We start from the raw sequence: 20,771 nt of genomic DNA, 5'->3' as shown, positions 1-20,771 counted from the left end.
TTGAACGCCTTCGCCATCACCTTCAGCGACCGCTTCCCAGCCGCTGAAACCTACTAACCAAGATCGCCGGAAACACCCTTAGCGAGACAGGCCCCCGAGGTGCCGCGCGGCTCCGCCCGCTGTAGTGCGAGTGATCCGCTGTGGCGTTCCGATCCGCTGTGGCGTGACCGATCCGCTGTGGCGTGACCGATCCGCTGTGGCGTGACCGATCCGCTGTGGCGTGACCGATCCGCTGTGGCGTGAGCGTGGCGGATCCGCTGTGGTGCGGCCGGATCCGTTGCGCGACAGCGCCAGCAGGCCGGGCGTCAGGAGGGCTGCCGCGTCAGGAGGGCTGCCGCGCCAGGAGGGCTACGACCGCTTCGATGGGTTCCGTTATCTCGGTCCATGCCTTGGTCGTCGCACAGTCGCTCGCGTTTCGTTCAGCCCTGGCGAGTTGGTCGGATGGTCATGTCGCCGATCTCAACGTCGTCGGGTTGGTCGATGACAAAGGCGATCGCGCGGGCGACCGCTCCGGGCTCGATACCGAGATTGGCCATGTTCTGCCTGGCCTGCTCGCGTAGGGCGGGATCGTCGACGGCGTTCTCGATGAGCTCCGTGTTGACGTAGCCGGGGGAGATCGACGTCGTCCGCAGCGCCCCGGTGGTGCTCTCCTGCCGCAGGCCCTCCAGCAGGGTGCGTACCGCGTTCTTCGTTCCGGCGTACACCGCTTGGGTGGGAACGATTTTCAGGCCGGAAGTCGAGACGACCGTGATGAGGTGACCGCTGCCCTGGCGGCTGAACACGGGCAGCGCGGCGGCGATCCCGTGCAGGATGCCTTTGATGTTCACGTCGACCATCGCCGACCAGCCCGCTACGTCCAGGTCGGCGATCGGGCTGATCCTGCTGATCCCGGCGTTGCCCACCAGGACGTCCAGGCGGCCGAAGCGCTCGACGGCGAGGGCGACAAGCGATTGCAGGTCTTCGGGCGTCGTGACGTCCACCCGCGTGGCGGCCGCCGTGCCGCCGGCGCCCTCGATCTCGGTGACTAGGAGGTCGAGCCGGTCGGTACGGCGGGCGCCGAGGACGACGGACGCGCCGAGTGAGGCGAGGTGGCGAGCTGTTGCCGCACCGATTCCGCTGCTTGCGCCGGTGATCGCGACGACCTTGCCATGGATGGTCATGAAGATCCTCACGCTAGACTGGACACATGTCCGGTTACGACGACGATGCTAGCGGACACGTGTCCGCTTCTGTCAAGGGTGTCGGGACGCCCCGTGCCGACGCGCGGCGCAACCGTGACCGGATCCTGCGCGCGGCCCGGGATCTGGTGCACGAGCCGGGCGAGCTGAAGCTCAACGCCGTCGCGAAGGCGTGCGGCATCGGGCAGGGCACGCTGTACCGCCACTTCCCCACCCGCGAGGACCTTCTCGCCGAGGTATACCGCCGTGAGGTGGACGACCTGGTCGCCGTGGCCCCGGACCTGCTGGCGGCCCGCCCGCCGCTGGAGGCGTTGGCGGCCTGGTTCGACCGAGTGGCCGCCTACGCCCGCGTCAAACGCGACGTGTTCGCCGCCGTCGAGGCGGCGACGTGGCGTGACCTCGCCGCCCACAGCCTTGGCCCGATCGGTGAGGCGCTGGAGTTGCTGCTGGCCGCCGGCCGGTCCGCCGGCAGCGTCCGCGCCGATGCCGACGCCCGCGACGTCATCGTGCTCATCAGTTGGCTGTCACGTCTGGACGACGCCGAACTCGATGCCCGAGGCCCGCGGCTGCTGTCGATCCTCGTCGACGGCCTGCGCGCACGCCGCCCCTGATACGCGCACGCCGGTCGCGCACGCCGGTCGCGCACGCCGGTCGCGCACGCCGGTCGCGCACGCCGCCCCTGACCCTGGCGGTGGTCAGAGGCGGCGGCGCTGCGGTTGGCCCGCCGTCACGGCGAGCGCGGTGCCGGGTGAGGTGATCGTCGCGGATGTCGGTCGAGGCGGCGCGGCCCTACTCGCAGCCGAGGGCGTCCCGGTACCTGGCTGGCGGATTGCCGGCGGCCACCTTGTCGGCGGTCTCCCAGAACACCTCCGGCCAGTCTCCCTCGTCCTTCATCCCTTGCAGCACCGCCCACCTGTGGCTGCTGCTCAATGCGTCGGCCGCTCGCCGGAGAGCGCCGTCGTCGCCGGCCTTCTTGGCGCGCAGCCACTCGGCGATCCAGGCGCAGCCGACGCGACTGGTCACGCGGGCGCCGAACTGGTACTTGTCGTTGACGCCCAGGCCGGTCAGTGTGGCGGCGTCGAAGCCCGGGGGCAGTGGCACGTCGGCGAGCACCTTGGCGGCCTCTGCGCTCTCCCGTTCCGGCGTGATGATCGTGGCCGGCAGCGCGGCCAACCAGGTACGGGCGTCGACGCGGACCACACGCGTGAGGACCTGGTCGAACGCCGCGCGCGTCCATGCGCCACCGGTCCGGAGTTCCACGAAGGATCCGTCGCGGGGCGAGAGCATGACAGCGAAGTCACCCGCGTTGTACTGGAACAGCTCGGCTGGCCAGCCGTCGACCTTCACCGGTTCCGGCTTGCTGACCCGGAGCCGGTCCTCGTGGAAGCTGTCGTACGTGGCGGCCGGGTACCAGTTCATCTCCAGTTCGCTGGTGTCGTTGCTGAACGTGATCGTGCCCTCCTTCTCGGGGAAGCCGTAGACGGTGGTGGCCTTCCAGCCGGGCTGGTCGATCAGCAACCGTGGGCTCTCCTCGGCTGCCTTGAGCACCATGGCCGAGTCGAAGACCGGCTTGTTTCCGTCGGAGGTGTCCGCCGGGGCGGACCCGCGATCGCCGTTGATCACCGAGCCGGCGAAGATCAGGGCGAGGACGGCGGCGGCGACACCCGCGCTGGCGAGGCCACTCAGCAGAGTGCGGCGCTTGCGTAGGCGTCTGGCCGGCGGTTCGGCGACCGGTTCGAGGGTCGGCGTGGACATGATCTCCTCCAGGAGGTTCTGCGCGGCCCCGTCGAGGTGCTGAACGACCTCGGGTCGGTACGGGTCGGCGTCGCGAACCATTCGGTCGAGGTGCTCGTCAGTCATCGGCCCTCCTTCGGGGTGCGTACGGCCAGGACATCGAATACATGTCCGGGTGGGTCGGCGTCGTCACCGACGAGTTGCCGCAGTCGGGTGCGGGCTCGCGACAGCCGGGTACGGGCGGCGGCCGGGCTGATGCGCAGGACCTCGGCGGCCTCGCGCGGCTCCAGGCCTTCCCAGAAGGTCAGCATCAACAACTCCCGGTCCTGCTCACCGAGCCGGGCAAGTGCGGCCCGGACCGTGAGCCGTTCGGGCACCTCGCTGCCCGGGTCGGTGACGACGGAGGCCCTGAGCCGTTGGCGTAGCCGGTCGCCCAGCCGCCCGCGGCGCAGCCCGCTGCGGTGGTGGTTGGCGAGCACCCGCCGGGCCACGCCGTACAGCCACGGCCGTACCTCCGTGTCGGGTGGCATGTAGCGGCTGCGCCGCCAGGCGACGAGAAAGGTCTCGGCCACCACGTCGGCGGCGTCCTCGGGCTGCTCGACGCGTCGCATCGCGTACGCCAGCAGCGGCTCGAAGTTGGCCGCGTAGACGCGTCGAAATCGGTCCTCGTGCTCGTTCGCGGAGCTCACGTCTACTCCATGTCCGGTTCGGCGCTGGTCGTGACGGTGTCGGCCGAAAAACTGCCGGCCGGCCCTCGATCCGCCACCCCACGCTATCGGTGCGGGTAGGTGCCGAACATTCCGCAACCGATTGACTTTCGATAGGTAGCGAGCGAGTATCGATGCATGGTTGTCGAGCATCGAGCGGTAGCCGCTCTCCGGGTGTTTCTCGTGGTGCTGTTCGGGGTCCTGATCCCGTTCCAGACGCTCTCCCTGCCGGGTCAGTTCGCGCACATGGCGCAGGAATCGCCGCAGGACGCGTACCTCCGATGGCCGGCGACGGCCGTGGCGGTCTTCTGGGTGCTGTGCGTCCAGGTGGTGATCGTGTGCACCTGGCAGTTGCTGAACCTGGTCAAGAAGGACCGCATCTTCACCGAGGCCTCCCTGAAGTGGGTGGACGCGATCGTGTGGGCCATCGCCGCGGCCTGGGTGGTGCTCGTCGTCGTCTTCCTCTACGTCGTGTTGAACGCGGACGACCCCGGCCTGCCGGTCCTGCTGTTCCTGCTGACGGTGGGCGTCACGGTGGCCGGGCTGCTGATGGTGGTGATGCGTGCGCTGCTGCGGCAGGCCACCACGCTGCGGACCGACATGGAAGCGGTGATCTGATGCCCATCATCGTCCGCATCGACGTCGAGTTGGCAAAGCGCAAGATGAGCGTCGGCGAGTTCGCCGAACGGGTCGGGCTCACCCCTGCGAACGTGGCCGTGCTCAAGAACGGCCGCGCCAAGGCCGTTCGCTTCAGCACCCTGGAGGCGATGTGTCGGGTGCTCGACTGCCAGCCCGGCGACCTCCTGGAATGGGTCGACGAATGACGTACCTCGTCGCCGTTCTCGCGGCCGCGCTCGGCGTCGCCGGCGTCGTGCACGGAGAGGCCGACGACTCGCCGGGCCTGCAGGTCCTGGGTGCCGCGCTCGTCGTCGGCGCGGTCGTTCTCGCGGTACGGGCGGCCCGGCGCGAGCGGCGGGCCCTCCGGCGCGACAGATGACCCGACGGCGGGAGCCCCGCAAGGCGAGCCGGCCTCCGGAGTAACGATCAAGTAACGGGCGCGAACCTTTCCCCGTGGATGACCTGTCTTGAAGGTCGTCGGCCCACCAGGGCCAGGGGAGGCGTCGGATGAAGTTGGTGTGGAGACGGGCCCGCGAGGCGCGAGGTCTGCTGGTGGCCGCGGTGATCGCCGCCTTGGTCGCCGTCGTGCTGGTCACCGGCCTGTCCGACTACAACCGCCGCGCGGTGGACGCCGGGCAGCGGGCGCTTGTGGCCGCGTCGCCGGCCGAGGAGCGCGGCCTGCTGGTCAGCGGCTCCGGCGGTCGCGACGCCGCCGACTTCGCCACCCGCGACCAGGCGGTACGGGCCGAGTTGGCCGACGGGCTCGCGGGCGTGCCGGTCACTGTCGCCGCTGCCCGTTCCGGCACCGGCCGGGAGTTGACAGGCGACCTCGGGTCCGTGGCCCGCACCGGCGACGACCCGATCTTCGCGAACCTGGCGACCATGGAGGGCCTGACCGAGCACGTCGAGCTGACCAACGGGGCATGGCCCCGGGCCGGCGCGACGCCGGTCCAGGTGAGCCTGCCGGAACGGGTAGCCACGGCTCTGGGCCTGACCGTCGGAGCGCGGATCCCGCTGCGCGACCGCGCCACCGAGCAGGCCGGCGAGGTGGTGCTCACCGGCACCTGGCGGCCCCGCGACGCGACCGACGCGTACTGGCTGCTGGCCCCCGGAGTGGGCGCGGGCAGTGCCGGCTCGGGAACCTCGTACGGGCCGTTCGTGTTGGACCCGGCCGACTTCGCGACCACGTTCCCCGGCACGGTGACCGCCTCCTGGCTGGTCGAACCGGACCTCGGCGGCGTCGACGTCGGCGACCTGACGGCGGTGCGGGCGGCCCTGACGGCGGCCGTGACGGCCGTGCCCGAGGCAGCGCAACTGGGCACGTCGGCGCAGTCGACGACCAAGATCGACCAACTGTTGGACCGCATCGGCCGCGCCGACCTGGTGGGCCGGTCCGCGCTTGCCACGCCGCTGCTGCTCATCCTGGTGCTCGGCGGGTACGCGCTGGTGCTTGTCGCCGCGCTGCTGCACGAAGACCGGCGCCCACAGACCGCGCTGCTGCGTGCCCGCGGCGCCGCACGTCGACAGTTGGCTGGCCTGGCGGCTCGAGAGGCCACCCTGGTGATCGCCCCCGCAGCCCTGCTCGGGCCGGTGATAGCCGGGGAGGCGCTGCGGTTCGTCCGTCCCGGCGGGTCGGCCGAACTGTCCACCGCTGGCGGCAACACCACACTGGTCTGGGCGGCTGCCGCGGCTACCGCCGCCGGCTGCCTGGTGGCAATGGTCGCGCCCACGTTGCGCGGCGCCGGCACCTACGTGGCCGACATGGCCGCCAGGTCCCGGCCGAACCGGGCGGCGAGCGTCCAGCGGGCCAGCGTCGACCTGGTGCTTGTGGCGCTCGCCGTGATCGCCTGGGTGCAGCTACGCCAGTACGCCTCACCACTTGCCGGCTCGGACGGCCGGCTCGGGCTCGACCCACTACTGGTCGCCGCCCCGACGCTCGGCGTGCTGGCCGGCGCCGTGCTGGCGCTGCGCGTGCTCCCGCCGCTCACCCGGTTCGCCGAGCGGTTCGTGGACCGCCGGCCGTGGACGGCAACCATGTTCGGCATGTGGCAGGCCGGCCGGCGTCCACACGCCGGGCCGGTGCTCCTGCTCGCCCTCGCCGTCGGCGGCAGCACCCTCGCCTGGTCCCTGATCAGCACCGGGGAGCGGTCCCAGGTCGAGCAGGCCAGCCACACGGTCGGCGCCGACCTGCGGGTGACCGAACGGTCCGGCTCCGCCCCGCCGAACCGGGCCGGTCAGCTCGCCGCGCTGCCCGGCGTCGACCGGGTGCTGCCGGCGTGGCGCGACGAGGTGCGGGTCGGCCGGGAGGACCTCCCGGTGACCGTGATCGGCCTGGACCCAGCCAGCGCCGCAGGCGTCGTCCGGCTCGACGACCGCCTCAGTGACGTGCCGGTGTCGGAGAACTACAAGCGAATGGTCCAGGCCCGCAGCGCTCCCGGTGGGATCGAATTGCCCGCCGGCACCCGCGCGATCACCGGCATGGTCCGCACCCCCGTCCACGGGGCCGTCCAGCTCCACCGGGTCTCGGTGGCGCTGCTGGTCACCAGCTCCGAGGGGCTCGCCTTCCGACTGCCGGTGGCCGATGCCCCGAGCAACGGGCGGGCCGTGCGCTTCACGGTCCAGCTGCCCGACGCGGGCGGGGCGCGGCTGCGGCTGGCCGGCTTCGAGGCCGACGGTGGGCAGCGAGGCGGCACCATGTACGTGCTCCAGGTACAGGACCTGGCGTATGTCGACACCGCAGGCACGGCCCAGCCCGCCCGGTTGACGGGTGACTGGGTGGCGACCTGGACCGGTGGTCCACGGGTGCCGGTCCAGTCGGACGCCGCCGGGCTCGTTGCCAACCGCGATTTCCTCGAGAATCCCGCCGGGGGGCGCGCCTCCCAGGACACGACGCGCTTCGTCGTCGTACCCGGCGGGGCGAGCGCGGCCGTCCCGGTGCTGATGACCGCCGGGGTACGCGAGGCGCTGAGCCTGCGCACCGGCGACACCGCCACCCTGGAACTCTCCGGTGTGTCGGTGCCGGCGCGGCTGGTCGGCGAACTGACCGCCGTGCCGACCACCACCGGCGAGGGCATTCTGCTCGACCTGCCCGCCGCCGTCGACTCGCTTATCGCTGCCGGCGGGACGGTACGTCCGGTGCCGGAGTGGTGGATCGGCGCCGACGACGCGACGGCAGTCGCTCAGGCGGCCGGCGAACTGCCGGGTGTCACGGTGCTCAACCGGGCAGCGGAGATCGAGTCAGCCGCGGATGACCCGTACTGGCAGGGGTCCCGCACCGGCATGCTCGCCGCCGCGTTCGGCGCGGTGCTGCTCGCCCTCGTCGGACTGATGGTCGACGTGTGGGCCACCGCCCGACGACGGATCGGTGAGTTCGCGGTCCTGCACACCCTCGGCGCGACACCCCGGCTGCTGGCCCGGGCGCTGCTGGCCGAACAGTCCTTCCTGGCCGGCATCGGCGTGTGTGTCGGGCTGCTGCTCGGCGCCGCCGTGGGGGCCACCATGGCACCCCTGGTCATCCTCACCCCGGCCGCCGGTCGACCGGTGCCTTCGGCGACGTTCGTGCTGCCCTGGGTGCCGATCGGCCTGACCGCGGTCGGTCTGCTGCTGGCGGCGCTCGCCTTCAGCGCGTTCATCGCCACCGGCATCCGCAAGCGGGTGGCGGCGGTGCAGCTGCGAATCGGGGGAGAACGATGAGCGTCGGCGCGGTCGTCCGCCGGGTCCGGACGTACGGCGGGCAGTTCCTGCTCCTGGCGGTGCTGACCCTCGTGGTCACCCTGCTGGTCAGCGGGGTGCCTCGGCTCGTCAACCGGCTTGCCGAGCAGGGGCTGCGGGCGCAGCTGACCAACGAGCTGCCCGCCCGCCGGGACATCGGCTACTCCACCGCCGAGGGACCGTTCACCTCGGTCAAGACGGCGACGGGAGCTGCCCGCGAGCGGTTCGACAACCTGGCGCAGCAGATGCCACCGCAGGTGGGATCGGGTGTGACCGAGCGGTGGCACAGCGTGGAGACCATGCCGGCTCGGGTGGTCGGCCCGGATCTCGTGGCCGGCAAACTGCTGCTCGACCTGGGACTGCGGGTCATGCCCGACCTCCAGGACAACAGCACTCTCGTCGAGGGGGCGTGGCCGAGCGAGACGTACGTTCCCGGCCGGCCGATCGAGGTGGTGCTCGACGCCGATGTGGCCGGCAAGCTCAACCTGCGGGCCGGCAGCCAACTGCGCATCGGCAACGCCGATTCCAACGGCGTCCTGATGGATGCGTCCCCGATGCTGGTGTCCGGGCTGTTCCGCCCCGCCGACCGGGCGAACGGCATGTGGGACGGTCTCCCGCCGGCGCTGCGGATCACCGAACCGGCAGGGGACGGCCAACCCCTGATCGCCGTTGGAGTGGTCGCCCCGTCGACCTTCAACAAGCGGGCCGCGGAAGGCTGGCCGATGCGCTCCGACTGGCGGTACCGGCTGGGCGTCGACCGCGTCGACGCCCGTCACCTGGACGAGATGATCGACGGCCTGCAGACGATGCAGCGCACCACCCCGCCGGGCCTCACCCTGACCCAGGGTGTCGACGTGCCGCTGCGCGCGTTCGCCGCCCAGCTCAACGCCGCCCGGACCCTGCTCGCGGTGATCGCGGCCGGAGTGCTGGCCACCCTGGCCGGGCTGATCGTGCTCGCGGCCACTCTCGCCACCCGCCGACGCCGCGCGGAATACGTGTTGCTGCGCGCCCGAGGGGGTGCGGCCACCGCCGGCGCCCGGCGCAGTCTCGCCGAGTCGCTGCTCGTGGTGCCGGTCGCCGCCGCGCTGGGCTGGTGGCTGGGCACCCTTGTCCCCGGCGCCCCGGACCCCACCGCGCCGTACGCCGCCGCGGCGACAGTGCTTGTCACCCTTGCGCTGCCGCTGGCCACCTTGGCGGTGCCGACCGGCGGGGCGGCCCGCCGGGACCTGGTCCGGTTCCGCCCCTCGGCGCGTCGGCTCACCGTCGAGGTTTCCCTGCTGCTGCTGGCCGGGCTCGCGGCGGTGCTGCTGCGCCGACGTGGCCTCACCCTCGGTGAGGTGGACCCGCTGCTGGTGTCGGTGCCGGTGCTGCTGGCGATCGCCGCGGCGGTGCTGGCGCTGCGCGCGTACCCCTGGCCCCTGCGGTTGGTCAGCCGGCTCGCCGCTCGGACCCGGGGCAGCGTGACGTTCCTCGGCACCGCGCGGGCCGGCCGCTCGGCGGTGGCCGCGCCGCTCGTCGTCGTGGTGCTGGCGATCGGCACGGCGGCGTTCTGCGCCGTCGTCGCCGCCGGCGTCGACGCGAGCCGGGACCGGGCCGTCGAACGGATCGTGCCCGCCGACGCGGTGATCCGGGGCGAGCGTTTCGCGCCGGACACCCTTGACGCGCTGAGTCAGATGCCCGGAGTGCGGGCCGTCACCCCGGTGCTGAACGAACCGGACCAGCGGGTGGCCACCGACGACCTCGGCACCGACGCGCGGATGGAGCAGATCAACGTGTTGGTGGTCGACGGCTCCGGCCTGAGCGCTGTGAGCCGAGAATCCGGTGTGCAACTGCCCCTACCGGCGGTGCTGCGCAGCGCCGAACCCGCGCCGGAGGCACTGCCGGCCATCGTCTCCCCGGCCGTCGCCGCAGACCTGACCCGCGCTGGCCTGGACCGTTCGGCGTTCGTCTCCGTGCAGGGCCAGCGGTACGAGTTCCGGGTGGCCGGCTCGCAGGAGAGCTTCCCGCTGCTGCCGGACACCGCCAGCCGGTTCGTCATCCTGCCCTGGCAGGCGCTGCCGACCCGTAACACCGAACCGGTGCCCACCAGCCTCCTGGTCGCCGGGGACCGGCTCGACGCCGAGGCGTTGCGCCAGGCCGGCGACCAGGGGCAGGAGCGCTACCAGCGCGGCGGAGCGGTGACCGGCAAGGAACGCATCATCGGCGTGACTGTCGACACCCGCGACGGCGTCCGGCGGGATCTCGGTGACGGTGGTGCGAACGGTGTGTTGGCCTTCGGGTTCACCGCCGGCGCCGTCGGAGGCACCGTCCTCGGGCTGTTGGCCATCGCGTTCACCGTGCTGGCCGGCGCGCGAGCGCGGGGCCAGGTGCTGTCCCGGCTGCGCACCCTCGGCCTGTCCCGCCAGCAGTGGCGAGGGCTGTTGCTCGTCGAGTTGGCCCCGCTGGTCGGCACGTCGGTGCTGACCGGCGCGGTCGTCGGGGCGCTGCTGCCCCTGCTGCTCAACCCGGTGCTCGGCCTGTCCGCGTTCACCGGCGGCGTACCGGTCCGGGTGGCCTTCGAGCCCGGCCTGGTCGTCGCGGTGTTCGCGCTCGGGGCGGTCGCCCTCGGCTTCGCGGTCGCCGTCGAAGCGCTGAACAACCGCCGGCTGCGCCTCGGTGAGGTGCTCCGGCTCGGAGAGGAGAGCTGAGATGACCGCTACCCAGACCGCACCGATGCCGGACCTGGCCGTTCTGCAACAGCGGGCCGCGCAACGGGCCGCTGAGCGGGCCGGCGGGGAGGACCGACTGCGCGGCCACATCGTCTGCGACGGCCTGGTGCGCATCTTCAAGACCGAGGGGGTGGAGGTCGTCGCCCTGCAGGGCCTCGACCTGGTCATCGACCGGGGCGAGCTGGTGGCGATCGTCGGTGCCTCCGGCTCGGGCAAGTCGACCCTGCTCAACATCCTCTCCGGCCTGGACACGCCGACCGCCGGCATCGCCCGGGTGGCCGACTACGACCTGCTCTCGTTGTCGGCCAAGCGGCGGTTGAGCTACCGGCGGGAAACGGTCGGGTTCGTCTGGCAGCAGACCGGCCGCAACCTGCTGCCGTACCTCACCGCGCTGGAGAACGTCGAACTGCCGATGCAGCTGGCCGGCAAACTCAGTCGCAAGGCCCGCCGGAAGCGTGCCCGGGAACTGCTCGACATGGTCGGCGTGGGCTACTGCGCGGAGCGGCGGCCGGGGCAGCTCAGCGGCGGCGAGCAGCAGCGCTGTGCGGTGGCCGTGGCGGTGGCCAACGACCCGGAGGTGCTCTTCGCCGACGAACCGACAGGTGAGCTGGACGAGGCGACCGGTGCGGAGGTCTTCGCGGCGCTGCGCGCCATCAACGCCGAGCTGGGCGTCACAATCGTCGTCGTCACCCACGACCACGCCGTGGCCAGCCAGGTCCGCCGGACCGTCGCGATCCGGGACGGCAGGACCGCCTCCGAGGTCCGCCGGACCGCGCGGATCGGCGCGGACGGCAACACCGAGCTGGTCAGCGAGGAGTACGCGGTGCTGGACCGCAACGGTCGGATGCAGTTGCCGGCCGCGTTCGTCGAGGCGTTGTCGCTGAAGGAGCGGGTCCGGCTCGACCTGGAGCCCGACCATGTGCAGGTACGGCCCGGTGAGCGGGCTATGGACGAGCGGGAGGCACAGGCGTGAGCCGTCGGGACATGATGGTGACGGGGGAGGCTCCGTTCGGCGGTGGGCCGGTTGAAGCTCCCGCCGAGCTGGTCCGGGTCACCGGCCTGAATCGGACCTTCGGTCGCGGTGAGCACGCCGTGCAGGCGGTGCGGGACGTCTCGTTCCGCGCCAACCGCGGCGAGTTGGTCGCCATCCGCGGCCGATCCGGGGCGGGCAAGACCACCCTGCTGAACCTGGTCGGCGGGCTGGACCGGCCGGACAGCGGTCAGGTGGTGGTGGCCGGGCACGAGGTGACCGCAGCCGGCGAAGCGGAGCTGCTGCGGCTGCGCCGGGGCATCGTCGGTTTCGTGTTCCAGACCTTCGGGTTGGTGCCGATCCTCTCCGCCGCCGAGAACGTCGGTGTGCCCCTGCGGCTGGCACAGGTGCCGGCAGCGGAGCGGGAGGAACGGGTCGCGGTGCTGCTGGAGCTGGTCGGCCTGGGCGGGCACGCGGCGCAGCGCCCGTACGAGCTCTCCGGTGGGCAGCAGCAGCGGGTCGCGGTCGCCCGTGCGTTGGCCAACGAACCGGACCTGCTCATCGCCGACGAGCCCACCGGCCAGCTCGACTCGGAGACCGGGCGGTCCATCATGGACCTGCTCCGCGCGGTGGTCCACGCTCGGGGGATGACGGCGCTGGTGGCCACGCACGACCCGGCCCTGATCGACCTCGCCGACCGGGTGCTCACCCTGCGCGACGGCCGCCTAGTCGACGGCTGACCGCCGCCGGACGCTGCCCCACGGCGAGGGCTGCCCCGCGACGGACCCTCGCTGTGCGTCTGGCTCTGCTGTGCGTCTGGGCTTGCCGTGCGTCTGGGCTTGCCGTGCGTCTGGGCTTGCTGTGCGTCTGGGATCGCCGTGCGTCCGAGGGCTTGCACGGGCCTCGCGTCAGCTCCGCCGCAGCGGGCGAGATGGTGGTCCGCGCTGCCTATGGAGCTGATGTCGTAAACGGATCGGTGCGCTGATTCGTTTACGACATCAGCTCCACAGTGTCTGCGCATGGTGGAGCGGGGGTCGCCCAAGGACCCCCGCGTCAGCTCCGCGCTCCGGTTCCGGCTCCGCGCTCCGGCTCCGCGCGCCGGCTCCGCGCGGTCGGTCAGAGCGCGAGCTTCATGCCCTCGTGACTGGCCACGAAGCCGAGGCCCAGGTAGAAGCGGTGCGCGTCGTCGCGGGTCTTGTCGGTGGTGAGCTGGACCAGCGCGCAGCCGCGCTGCCGGGCCTGGTCGATCGCCCAGGCCATCAGCTCACGGCCGAGCCCCTGCCCACGCCTGTCGGAGCGGACCCGGACCGCCTCGATCAGGGACCTCTCGGCGCCGTGCCGGCCGAGCCCGGGAATGTAGGTGATCTGTAGGCAGCCGACCAGTTCACCGGCCTGCTCCGCGACGATCAGCTGGTTGCGCGGGTCCGCGTCGATGGCGGCGAACGCCCTCTCGTAGGCGTCGTCGACCTCGGTGAAATCGCGGGCCTTGCCCAGGACGTCGTCGGCGAGCAGGGCGATGACGGAGGGCAGGTCGGCCCGGACCGCCTCCCGGAAGATCACGTCGGTCATGCCCGTGAGCCTGGCACACCGGTCAGCGGGCCCGGGCAGCAAGCCACTCAGCGGGGCCAGGGCAGCAAGCCCAATCAGCGGGCGGGGCAGCGCAGGCCCTCCCGGGGGACTGTGAGGTCGATCAGGTAGGCGTCGACCGCGTTGGTGATGCACGGCGTCTGGGGATAGGCGGTATGCCCCTCGCCCTCCCAGGTGAGCACCCGACCGACGCCAAGCATTGAGGCGAGTGCCGGCGTCTGCTCGTACGGCGTCGCCGGGTCGCCGGTGGTGCCGACCACCACGATCGGCGGAGCGCCGTTGGCCTTCCCGGTCGGGTAGGGGTCACGCCCGCCCGGCCACTCGACGCAGCTCAACATGCCGACCGCGAGCGCCGGCCCGAATAGCGGGTACTTCGTGCGCCACTCCGACTGCAACTGGCGGATCTCGTCGCGGCTCGGCTTCTCGGTCTCGTCGGCGCAGTTGATGGCGAGGTTGGCGTCGAACAGGTTCGAGTAGTGCCCGTCGCTCTCCCGGCCGGCGTACGAGTCGGCGAGCCGGAACACCTCCTTCGGGTCGCCCTCGGCCAGCCGGTCGATGGCCTCCGCCAGTTGCTGCCAGCCCGACTCGGTGTAGAGCGACGAGATGACCGCGTAGAAGACCCAGCCGGCGGTGGCCTCGCGGCCGTCGTTGGCGCGTACCGGGGAGACCTTGGCCTTGTCGATTGCCGAGGTGACCGCCGCGCGGGCGTCCGGGGCGATCGGGCAGCGGGCGGCGTTCGCGGCGCACCATCGGGCGAAGTTGTCGAAGGCCCGCTCGAAGCCGCGAGCCTGGCTCTCCGAACCGGCCACCAACCGCTGCTGCGGGTCGACCGCGCCGTCGAGCACCAGTGCGCGCACCCGCTGCGGGTAGAGCTGGGCGTAGATGGCGCCGAGCAGGGTGCCGTAGGAGTAACCCAGGTAGGTGAGCTTGTCGTCGCCGACGGCGGCCCGGACCGCGTCCATGTCCCGGGCGGCCTGCTCGCTGCCGTACAGCGGCAACTGGTCACCGTAGCGGTCGCCGCAGCCGCGCCCGATCCGCTGGCTCAGCCCGACGAACCCGTCGAACGACGCCTGGCTCTCCGGATCCGGGTCATAGCCGAAGCTGGCGTCCAGGTCGGCGTCGGAGATGCACTTCACCGGGCTGGACCGGGCCACCCCGCGCGGGTCGAAGCCGACGATGTCGAAGCGCTCGGTGACCGAGCGGGGCAGACCACCGAACTGGCTGCCGAAGGAGAGGTAGACGGCCGTGTCGACACCGGAGCCACCCGGACCGCCGGGGTTGACGACAAGCGAGCCGATCCGATCGCGCTGCTTGCTGGACCGCGCCCGCAGCAGGGCGATCTCGAAGGTCTCCCCGGCGCCCGGCCCGGCTGTCGCGCCGGTGCCGGTGCCCCAGTCCCGGGGGACCGCGATGCGGGTGCACTCGTAGCGCATGTCCGGCGCGCCGCGGCCGACCAGGTCGTCGGCAACCTCCGGGCAGGGCCGCCACGTCGCCGAGGTGCCGGCCGGCGCCGCCTCGCCCTGCACCTCGGTGCGCGGCGCGAACGCCGGCAGCGTGCAGCCGGCGGTCAGCAGCGCGGCCACCACGAAGGCGGCGAGACTGCGACGGACCCGGCGGCTGGTCGCCAGCCACGGCTGGTCGGCGGTGCGGGTCACGTGATCCTCCGGGGTCGGGTCGACAGCCAGGCTACGCCGGGCCGGTGGCGGCCCGGTCCACGGTGGCCATCGGGTCGCCGCGCAGCACCTGGTCCACGTCGTAGCGGATCGGGCGGTCGAGCTGGTCGTAGCGGCAGGAGCGGGGATCGCGGTCCGGCCGCCAGCGGACGAACCGCGCGGTGTGCCGGAAGCGCTCACCCTCCATCGCGTCGTAACCGACCTCGACCACCAGCTCCGGACGCAGCGGCTCCCACTCCAGGTTCTTGGTGCCTGTCCATCGGCTCACCCCTCCCGGGATGCGCTGGCCGCGCTCGTGGTCGCCGTGCACCCACGGGTGCTCGCCGCCGGTGTCCCGGTACGGCGCCAACTCGTCGAGCAGCTCGGCACGGCGGGCCATGGTGAATGACGCGCTCACGCCGACGTGGTGCAGGACGCCCGCGTCGTCGTAGAGGCCGAGCAGCAGCGAGCCGACCACCGGGCCGGACTTGTGCCAGCGGAAGCCGGCCACCACCGCGTCGGCGGTGCGGGCGTGCTTGACCTTGAACATGAGCCGCTTGCCCGGCTCGTAGGGTAGGTCGGCCGGCTTGACGATCAGACCGTCCAGCCCGGCGCCCTCGAACACGTCGAACCAGCTGCGTGCGGTGTCCGGATCGGTGGTGACCTGGGTGACGTGCACCGGCGGGCGGACCCCGGCCAGGGCCTCGACCAGCCGCTCCCGGCGGCGCGGGTACGGCTGGTCGAGCAGCGCCTCGTCGTCGATGGCCAGCAGGTCGAAGGCGACGAAGTCGGCAGGGGTGGTCTCGGCCAGCAGCTTCACCCGGGACGCCGCCGGGTGGATGCGCTGGGCCAGCAGCTCGAAATCCAGCCGGGGCTGGCCGGTCGGCCCGTCGCGCCGGATCACGATCAGCTCGCCGTCGACGGCGCACCGCTCGGGCAGTTGCCGGCGGGCCTGCTCGACGACCTCGGGGAAGTAGCGGGTCATCGACTTGCCGCCCCGGCTGGCCAGCTCGACCTCGTCGCCGTCGCGGAACACGATGCACCGGAACCCGTCCCACTTGGGCTCGTAGGTCAGCCCGGGGGTGGTGGGCAGCTTGGAGACGCTCTTGGCCAGCATCGGCTCGACCGGCGGGTTGATCGGCAGGTCCACGGCGCCAGTCAATCAGACGGTACCGACAGTCGTGAGGCACATCACGGTGCCGGCGGGGGCGGCGTGTCCGCCCGAGCGCCGCTCGTCCCGGCCGGGCGAATCAGATAAGCCCAGGTCAGAGCTACTTTCGCGAGATGTCCGAGTGGGTCTGTGACTGCTGCGGGCGGTGGCGGGTGAGCGTCGAGCTGATCCGGGGCCGCTACCGGTACCGGCTGACCCGCCGATACCCGGAGAGGTTCGGCGGTGGCCGCAACGTGCTCGGCGAGGTCGGTTCGGTGCCGGAGTTGGAGGAGTTGCTCGCCCGGCGTACCCCGCTGAGCCTGGCCGACCTGCGCGAAGCCGCCTGATCCGCGCGGCCGTCGGCGCGTCCGGAGCTGGCCGGCCGGTGGATGCGCGCGTCACGATGTGCCCGGCAGTCTCGTCCCCATCTGGCGGGGGCGCCGGGCGGCGCCGCCGGGGGAGGAGACGTAATGCGGTTCGAGGCCGGTACGGAGATCGCCGCCGATGCGCAACGGGTCTGGGAGGTGCTTGTCGACGTGCGGCGGTGGCCAGAGTGGACCGCCTCGGTCAGCAACGTCGAGCGGGGCGAGCCGGGGCCGCTCGCCGTCGGCGCGACCGCCCGGTTGACCCAGCCGAGGCTGCGACCGGCGGTGTGGCGGGTCACCAAGCTGACCGAAGGGCAGGGGTTCACCTGGGTCTCCGACACCCCCGGAGTGCACACCCGCGGGGAGCACCGGTTGTCGCCGCTGCCGGACGGGAGGACCCGTGTCGAGTTGGCCATCGCCCAGTCCGGGCTGCTGGCCGGGCCGGTCGGCTGGCTCTACGGCGGCCTGCTCCGCCGCTATCTGCGGCTGGAGGCCGACGGCCTCAAGCGTCGAAGCGAGGAGGGCTGACGGCAGGCCCGTCCAGCACGGCGGGTTTCTCCAGCACCGCCAGTTGGATGCCGTTCGGGTCCGGCCGGTGCGCCACGACCCGATAGCCGTGCCGCTGGTAGAGCCGGAGATTGCGGGCGCTGTCCGCGCCGGTGAAGAGGGTGAACAGGGCCACCTCGGGCGGGCAGGTCGCCTCGATCGCGGCGAGCAGCCGACCCCCGATGCCCTGACCCTGCTGGTCGGGGGCGACCGACAGCCGCCCGATGTGCGCGGTGTCCCCGTCCAGGTGGGCGCGGACGGAGCCGACCAGCCGGTGCCCCAGCCGGGCGGCGAGGACGGTGGCCGGGCCGGTCACCGCCGCCCGGACCTCGTCCAGGGTCTCGGTCAGCGGCGGCAGGAACGGATCGCTGTAGTGCTGTGCCTCGGTCAGGTACGCGGCGCGCTGCACGGTGAGGATCTCACCGGCGTCCGCGGCACCTGCCGGGACGATGCTGGCCTCGGCGCTCATCGGGGCAGCACACCACAGCCGTCGCCGACACCGACGCGCGGCCCGACCGTCGCCCGAACGCTGGCCGGTGATCGCCGACCGGTGCGCGCCGGGCGGGCTGGTCAGAACCGGGCGAACGAGCGGATCGGGGCGCGCGGGCCGTACTTCGGCGCCTGGATGCCGGCGGCCTCCAGCAGCAGACAGACCCGGCCCCGGTGGCCCCGGAACGGCTCCAGCAGAGCCAGCATCCGGGCGTCGTCACCGCGCGCCTCGCCGGCGAGCGCCCAGGCCACCGTGTTCGGGATGTGGTAGTCGCCGACGCTTACCGCGTCCGGGTCACCGTAGGCGGTCCGGACCACCTCGGCGGCGGTCCACGGACCGATGCCTCCGATGGCGGTCAGTCGACGGGTCGCCTCGGTGGCGTCGGCGCAGCGCTCCAACCGGTCGGCGAGCGCGGCGGCGCGGCGCAGCGTGTCGGCCCGGCGCTGCTCGACGCCGAACGGGTGGAACACCCAGTACGGGGTGGCGGCCACCGCGGCGGCCTCCGGCGGCAGCAGCAGCGGTTGCAGCGGGCCGGGGGCCGGCTCACGGAAGTGCCGCACGGTCGCCGAGTACGCCCGGTACGCCTCCTTGCCGGTGACCTTCTGCTCGAACACCGCCCGCAACAGTCGGGGAAAGAGTTGCCCGGTGGTAGGCATCCGCAGTCCCTGGTGCTCCCGGGCCAGCCGGGCGACGAGCGGGTGCGCCGCCGCCAGCTCGGCGAAGCCGGTCAGGTCGTCGCGCAGCCCGGCGATCGCGTCGGCCCGAGCCACCACGTGCTCGGCGCCCGGCCCGTAGCCCTCGGCGAGCAGCTCACCGCCGGCCGGCCGCAGAGCGAGCGTGGCCGGACCGTCGGGGGTGCGTGTCGCCCACCAGAAGGTGCCGGAGGCGATGCGGGCGCACGGGTCGTACGGGCTGAAGGTCAGAGCGCGGACCGACGCGGCCAGCCGGTAGCCGACCGGCGGGTGCAGCACCCGGATCGCGGCGGGCTCGGTATCGGTCACCCCGCCACTCTGCCAGGTGCGGGCCGGCGTTCACCACGTAGCCGTTCGGCGGTCGGTTGGGCAGAATCGCACGGACACCTTCAGTCGGCCGTACCGGTGCTGCTGTACCGACCGAACGGCCAGGATTTTTCTCGCGAATTGGTGCGGACAGCACTTATGGGACGCCCGTCTGTGTGTCGGCTGTGGAACCTGTGGTTGTTTGATTTTCCGCAGTAAACGCACCGCTTCGGGCAACTGCGGCGGCCACCGCCTGTCCCGCTGAATGGGAGAGCGCGCGAGCCGGCCCGGAGATTCGACGCCCGCCGACAGCCGCCGCAGCGCGGAATGCAGCCGGTGCCGAATCCCACGCGGTGCCCACGGGGGAACTGTGAAAGGGCATGCAGTGATGGCTGCACGAGTGTGTGTTGCTTCGGCGCGAGTGGGGCTCCACGCCGCTTTCCACCAGCAGGGCTGACAGTGGCCGCCGACGAGGTGGCCGTTCTCAGCGAACGGCCCGGCGCATGATCGCCCTGAAGATCTACCGACTGCTGCCCCAGCCCGCACGGCGACGCCTGTTGGGTCTGCTGCCCGCGCACCGCCGGATCGGCCTCGTACAGGCCTTTTCGCGGCGGCGAGGCGGCGACACCGTGCATCCGGTGGGTGCCCTGGTGACCGTGCCCGACGGTGGTGTCCGGACCCGTGCCGAGGTGGTCGACACTGCCACTCCGTTGCAGTTGTGGCACCGCAACCTCACCGCCGTCACCGCCGCCCTGGAGTCGGCTGGCGTCGACTACCACTGCCTGCGCAACGACGACTACCTGCGGAGCACGGTGGCCGTCCTCGACGACATGCGGCCGGCCGTGCGTCGCCTGGTCAAGTCCGCGCCGACGCTGTCCGGGGCACACGTCCGGACGGTCACCGTCCAGCCCGGGCGGGACCGGCCGGACGATGCTCCCACCGAGGTCGTCCAGATCTGGTTCCCGGTGACCGACGCGCGGGCCGGCGTGGTCCTCGGTGCGCAGTTCGCCTGCGAGATCGAGTTCTGGACCCGGCACGGTGACGTTGTCCGCGCTCCCCGGCACAACGCGGTGATCGACGAGGCGCCCTCCGAGGCGGAGAAGGTCCGGGTCGCCGCAGCGCTCATCAGCCACTTCGTTCCGGAGGCGGACGACCACACCTACCGCACCCGCCGTGATCTCACGGTCCGCGCACCGGACCGGGTGGGCTTCCCGATCGACGCCGTCTACACCTGGGTGGACGGGTCGGACCCCGACTGGCTCAAGCGCAAGATGGACGCGCTCGGCACCCCCGACGGCCCGCTGCACGCGATCGCGGCGAACACGTCGCGCTACCACAACCGCGACGAGCTTCGATACTCGATGCGCTCGCTGCACAGCTTCGCACCGTGGCTGCGCCGGATCTTCCTGATCACCGACAGCCAGCTGCCCAGCTGGCTCGACCCGCAACACCCGATGGTCACCGTGATCTCGCACGCCGAACTCTTCGCCGACCTCGGCGGGCGCTCGTCGTTCAACTCGCACGCCATCGAGTCCCGGCTGCACCGCATCGACGGTCTGGCCGAACACTTCCTCTACCTCAACGACGACGTCTTCCTGGGCCGGCCACTGCTGCCGACGCACTTCTTCCACGCCAACGGGATCGCCAAGTTCTTCCTCTCGCCGGCGCAGTTCGGGCTGGGCGAGGCGAAGCCCAGCGACCCGCCGGTGAACGCCGCCGGCAAGAACAACCGCCGGCACATCCAGCGGCAGTTCGGCGTGACCATCACGCAGAAGATGAAGCACACGCCGTTCGCCCTGCGGCGCAGCATCATGCAGCAGATCGAGGGCAGGCTGTCGGTGGACGTGCTCGCGACGGCCCGGCACCGCTTCCGCCACCACGGCGACCTGTCCATCCCCTCGTCGCTGCACCAGTACTGGGCGTACCTGATCGGCCAGGCGGTGCCGGCCGACATCGAGTACGAGTACGCCGACCTCGGTCACCCGTCGACCCCGGCGCGCCTCGCGGAGTTACTGGACCGCCGACACCGCGACGTGTTCTGCCTCAACGACACCGACTCGGATCCGGCGACGATGGCCGCCCAGGAGCAGATGCTGGCCGACTTCCTGCCGCGCTACCTGCCCTTCCCGGCGCCCTTCGAACTGCCGCCGGAGCAGGTGGCCGAGCGCCGGAAGGTGGGTGCCACCGCGCTGTGGCGGGAGAGCGGAGGCGACCGGCGCCGTGTCCAGCAGCCGTCTCCGGGCACCACAGTGATCCTGCAGGTCCCACCGTCGGCGAGGCCCGCCACGTGGCCGCCCTCGGCCCGAGCGGGCGGCTCTCCGCCGGCCACCGACGCGCCGATCCGACTGGGAGAATGA

The 20,771-nt window shown here is 72.2% G+C and carries 19 protein-coding genes; 11 read left to right on the top strand and 8 right to left on the bottom strand.

Going from position 1 to position 20,771, the window contains the following annotated elements:
- Positions 1 to 419: 419 nt before the first annotated feature.
- Positions 420 to 1,160: an SDR family oxidoreductase gene (locus ACFY2Q_RS25110; RefSeq protein WP_387134069.1), complete on the bottom strand. Its 741-nt coding sequence runs from the start codon at positions 1,158 to 1,160 to the stop codon at positions 420 to 422.
- A 26-nt stretch (positions 1,161 to 1,186) separates the two neighbouring features.
- Between ACFY2Q_RS25110 and ACFY2Q_RS25105 the strand changes: the two genes are divergently transcribed.
- A complete protein-coding gene (locus tag ACFY2Q_RS25105; RefSeq protein ID WP_387134068.1) occupies positions 1,187 to 1,789 on the top strand; it encodes a TetR/AcrR family transcriptional regulator in 603 nt (200 codons plus the stop codon).
- 178 nt (positions 1,790 to 1,967) lie between these two features.
- Here the strand turns inward: ACFY2Q_RS25105 and ACFY2Q_RS25100 are convergent, their stop codons facing one another.
- Entirely contained in the window at positions 1,968 to 3,038 is a 1,071-nt protein-coding gene (locus ACFY2Q_RS25100) for a hypothetical protein (RefSeq protein ID WP_387134066.1), read from the bottom strand.
- Positions 3,035 to 3,601, bottom strand: a complete 567-nt coding sequence (locus ACFY2Q_RS25095; protein ID WP_387134064.1) for an RNA polymerase sigma factor — start codon at positions 3,599 to 3,601, stop codon at positions 3,035 to 3,037. Before ACFY2Q_RS25095 ends, ACFY2Q_RS25100 begins: the two co-directional genes overlap by 4 nt.
- Before the next feature lie 156 nt (positions 3,602 to 3,757).
- Here ACFY2Q_RS25095 and ACFY2Q_RS25090 point away from each other — a divergent pair, with 156 nt between their 5' ends.
- The 7 genes from ACFY2Q_RS25090 (at position 3,758) to ACFY2Q_RS25060 (ending at position 12,366) form a co-directional block, all read left to right on the top strand.
- Positions 3,758 to 4,237, top strand: coding sequence for a DUF2975 domain-containing protein (locus ACFY2Q_RS25090; protein ID WP_387134062.1), 480 nt, complete (start codon positions 3,758 to 3,760; stop codon positions 4,235 to 4,237).
- Positions 4,237 to 4,443 (top strand): helix-turn-helix transcriptional regulator, encoded by a 207-nt coding sequence (locus ACFY2Q_RS25085; RefSeq protein ID WP_053653506.1) that lies wholly within the window; start codon positions 4,237 to 4,239, stop codon positions 4,441 to 4,443. Before ACFY2Q_RS25090 ends, ACFY2Q_RS25085 begins: the two co-directional genes overlap by 1 nt.
- Positions 4,440 to 4,616, top strand: a complete 177-nt coding sequence (locus tag ACFY2Q_RS25080; protein ID WP_387134061.1) for a hypothetical protein — start codon at positions 4,440 to 4,442, stop codon at positions 4,614 to 4,616. Before ACFY2Q_RS25085 ends, ACFY2Q_RS25080 begins: the two co-directional genes overlap by 4 nt.
- A 128-nt stretch (positions 4,617 to 4,744) precedes the next feature.
- Entirely contained in the window at positions 4,745 to 7,930 is a 3,186-nt protein-coding gene (locus ACFY2Q_RS25075; RefSeq protein WP_387134059.1) for an FtsX-like permease family protein, read from the top strand.
- Entirely contained in the window at positions 7,927 to 10,635 is a 2,709-nt protein-coding gene (locus ACFY2Q_RS25070) for an FtsX-like permease family protein (protein WP_387134057.1), read from the top strand. Before ACFY2Q_RS25075 ends, ACFY2Q_RS25070 begins: the two co-directional genes overlap by 4 nt.
- Position 10,636: 1 nt before the next feature.
- Positions 10,637 to 11,629 (top strand): ABC transporter ATP-binding protein, encoded by a 993-nt coding sequence (locus ACFY2Q_RS25065; protein WP_387134055.1) that lies wholly within the window; start codon positions 10,637 to 10,639, stop codon positions 11,627 to 11,629.
- A gap of 14 nt (positions 11,630 to 11,643) precedes the next feature.
- Positions 11,644 to 12,366: an ABC transporter ATP-binding protein gene (locus ACFY2Q_RS25060; RefSeq protein WP_387134081.1), complete on the top strand. Its 723-nt coding sequence runs from the start codon at positions 11,644 to 11,646 to the stop codon at positions 12,364 to 12,366.
- Positions 12,367 to 12,742: 376 nt separating this feature from the next.
- On the opposite strand, the gene ACFY2Q_RS25055 is transcribed toward ACFY2Q_RS25060, so the two are convergent.
- From ACFY2Q_RS25055 to ACFY2Q_RS25045, 3 genes are all read right to left on the bottom strand, one after another.
- Positions 12,743 to 13,195: a GNAT family N-acetyltransferase gene (locus ACFY2Q_RS25055; RefSeq protein ID WP_387134053.1), complete on the bottom strand. Its 453-nt coding sequence runs from the start codon at positions 13,193 to 13,195 to the stop codon at positions 12,743 to 12,745.
- Positions 13,196 to 13,269: 74 nt separating this feature from the next.
- The gene (locus tag ACFY2Q_RS25050; RefSeq protein WP_387134079.1) at positions 13,270 to 14,841 is read right to left on the bottom strand and encodes an alpha/beta hydrolase; all 1,572 of its coding nucleotides are present in this window, start codon (positions 14,839 to 14,841) and stop codon (positions 13,270 to 13,272) included.
- Positions 14,842 to 14,899: 58 nt separating this feature from the next.
- Positions 14,900 to 16,015 (bottom strand): ATP-dependent DNA ligase, encoded by a 1,116-nt coding sequence (locus ACFY2Q_RS25045; RefSeq protein WP_387134052.1) that lies wholly within the window; start codon positions 16,013 to 16,015, stop codon positions 14,900 to 14,902.
- A gap of 134 nt (positions 16,016 to 16,149) precedes the next feature.
- On the opposite strand from ACFY2Q_RS25045, the gene ACFY2Q_RS25040 reads away from it, so the two are divergent.
- Complete coding sequence (locus ACFY2Q_RS25040) at positions 16,150 to 16,362, top strand: hypothetical protein (RefSeq protein ID WP_053653514.1); 213 nt, start codon at positions 16,150 to 16,152, stop codon at positions 16,360 to 16,362.
- Positions 16,363 to 16,485: 123 nt separating this feature from the next.
- The gene (locus ACFY2Q_RS25035) at positions 16,486 to 16,908 is read left to right on the top strand and encodes an SRPBCC family protein (protein ID WP_387134049.1); all 423 of its coding nucleotides are present in this window, start codon (positions 16,486 to 16,488) and stop codon (positions 16,906 to 16,908) included.
- Here the strand turns inward: ACFY2Q_RS25035 and ACFY2Q_RS25030 are convergent.
- Positions 16,883 to 17,395, bottom strand: a complete 513-nt coding sequence (locus ACFY2Q_RS25030) for a GNAT family N-acetyltransferase (protein WP_387134047.1) — start codon at positions 17,393 to 17,395, stop codon at positions 16,883 to 16,885. The genes ACFY2Q_RS25035 and ACFY2Q_RS25030 overlap by 26 nt on opposite strands.
- A 101-nt stretch (positions 17,396 to 17,496) precedes the next feature.
- Positions 17,497 to 18,417 carry a DNA-3-methyladenine glycosylase family protein gene (locus ACFY2Q_RS25025; RefSeq protein ID WP_387134045.1) on the bottom strand — a complete coding sequence of 307 codons (921 nt, stop codon included), beginning with the start codon at positions 18,415 to 18,417 and terminating at the stop codon, positions 17,497 to 17,499.
- Positions 18,418 to 18,917: 500 nt separating this feature from the next.
- On the opposite strand from ACFY2Q_RS25025, the gene ACFY2Q_RS25020 reads away from it, so the two are divergent.
- A complete protein-coding gene (locus ACFY2Q_RS25020) occupies positions 18,918 to 20,771 on the top strand; it encodes a stealth family protein (protein ID WP_387134043.1) in 1,854 nt (617 codons plus the stop codon).

The organism is Micromonospora sp. NPDC000316 (assembly GCF_042898885.1).
In the GTDB taxonomy this organism is placed as follows: Bacteria; Actinomycetota; Actinomycetes; order Mycobacteriales; family Micromonosporaceae; genus Micromonospora.
The sequence above is the reverse complement of the archived record's forward strand: the minus strand, read 5'-3'. Positions and strand labels throughout refer to the sequence as shown.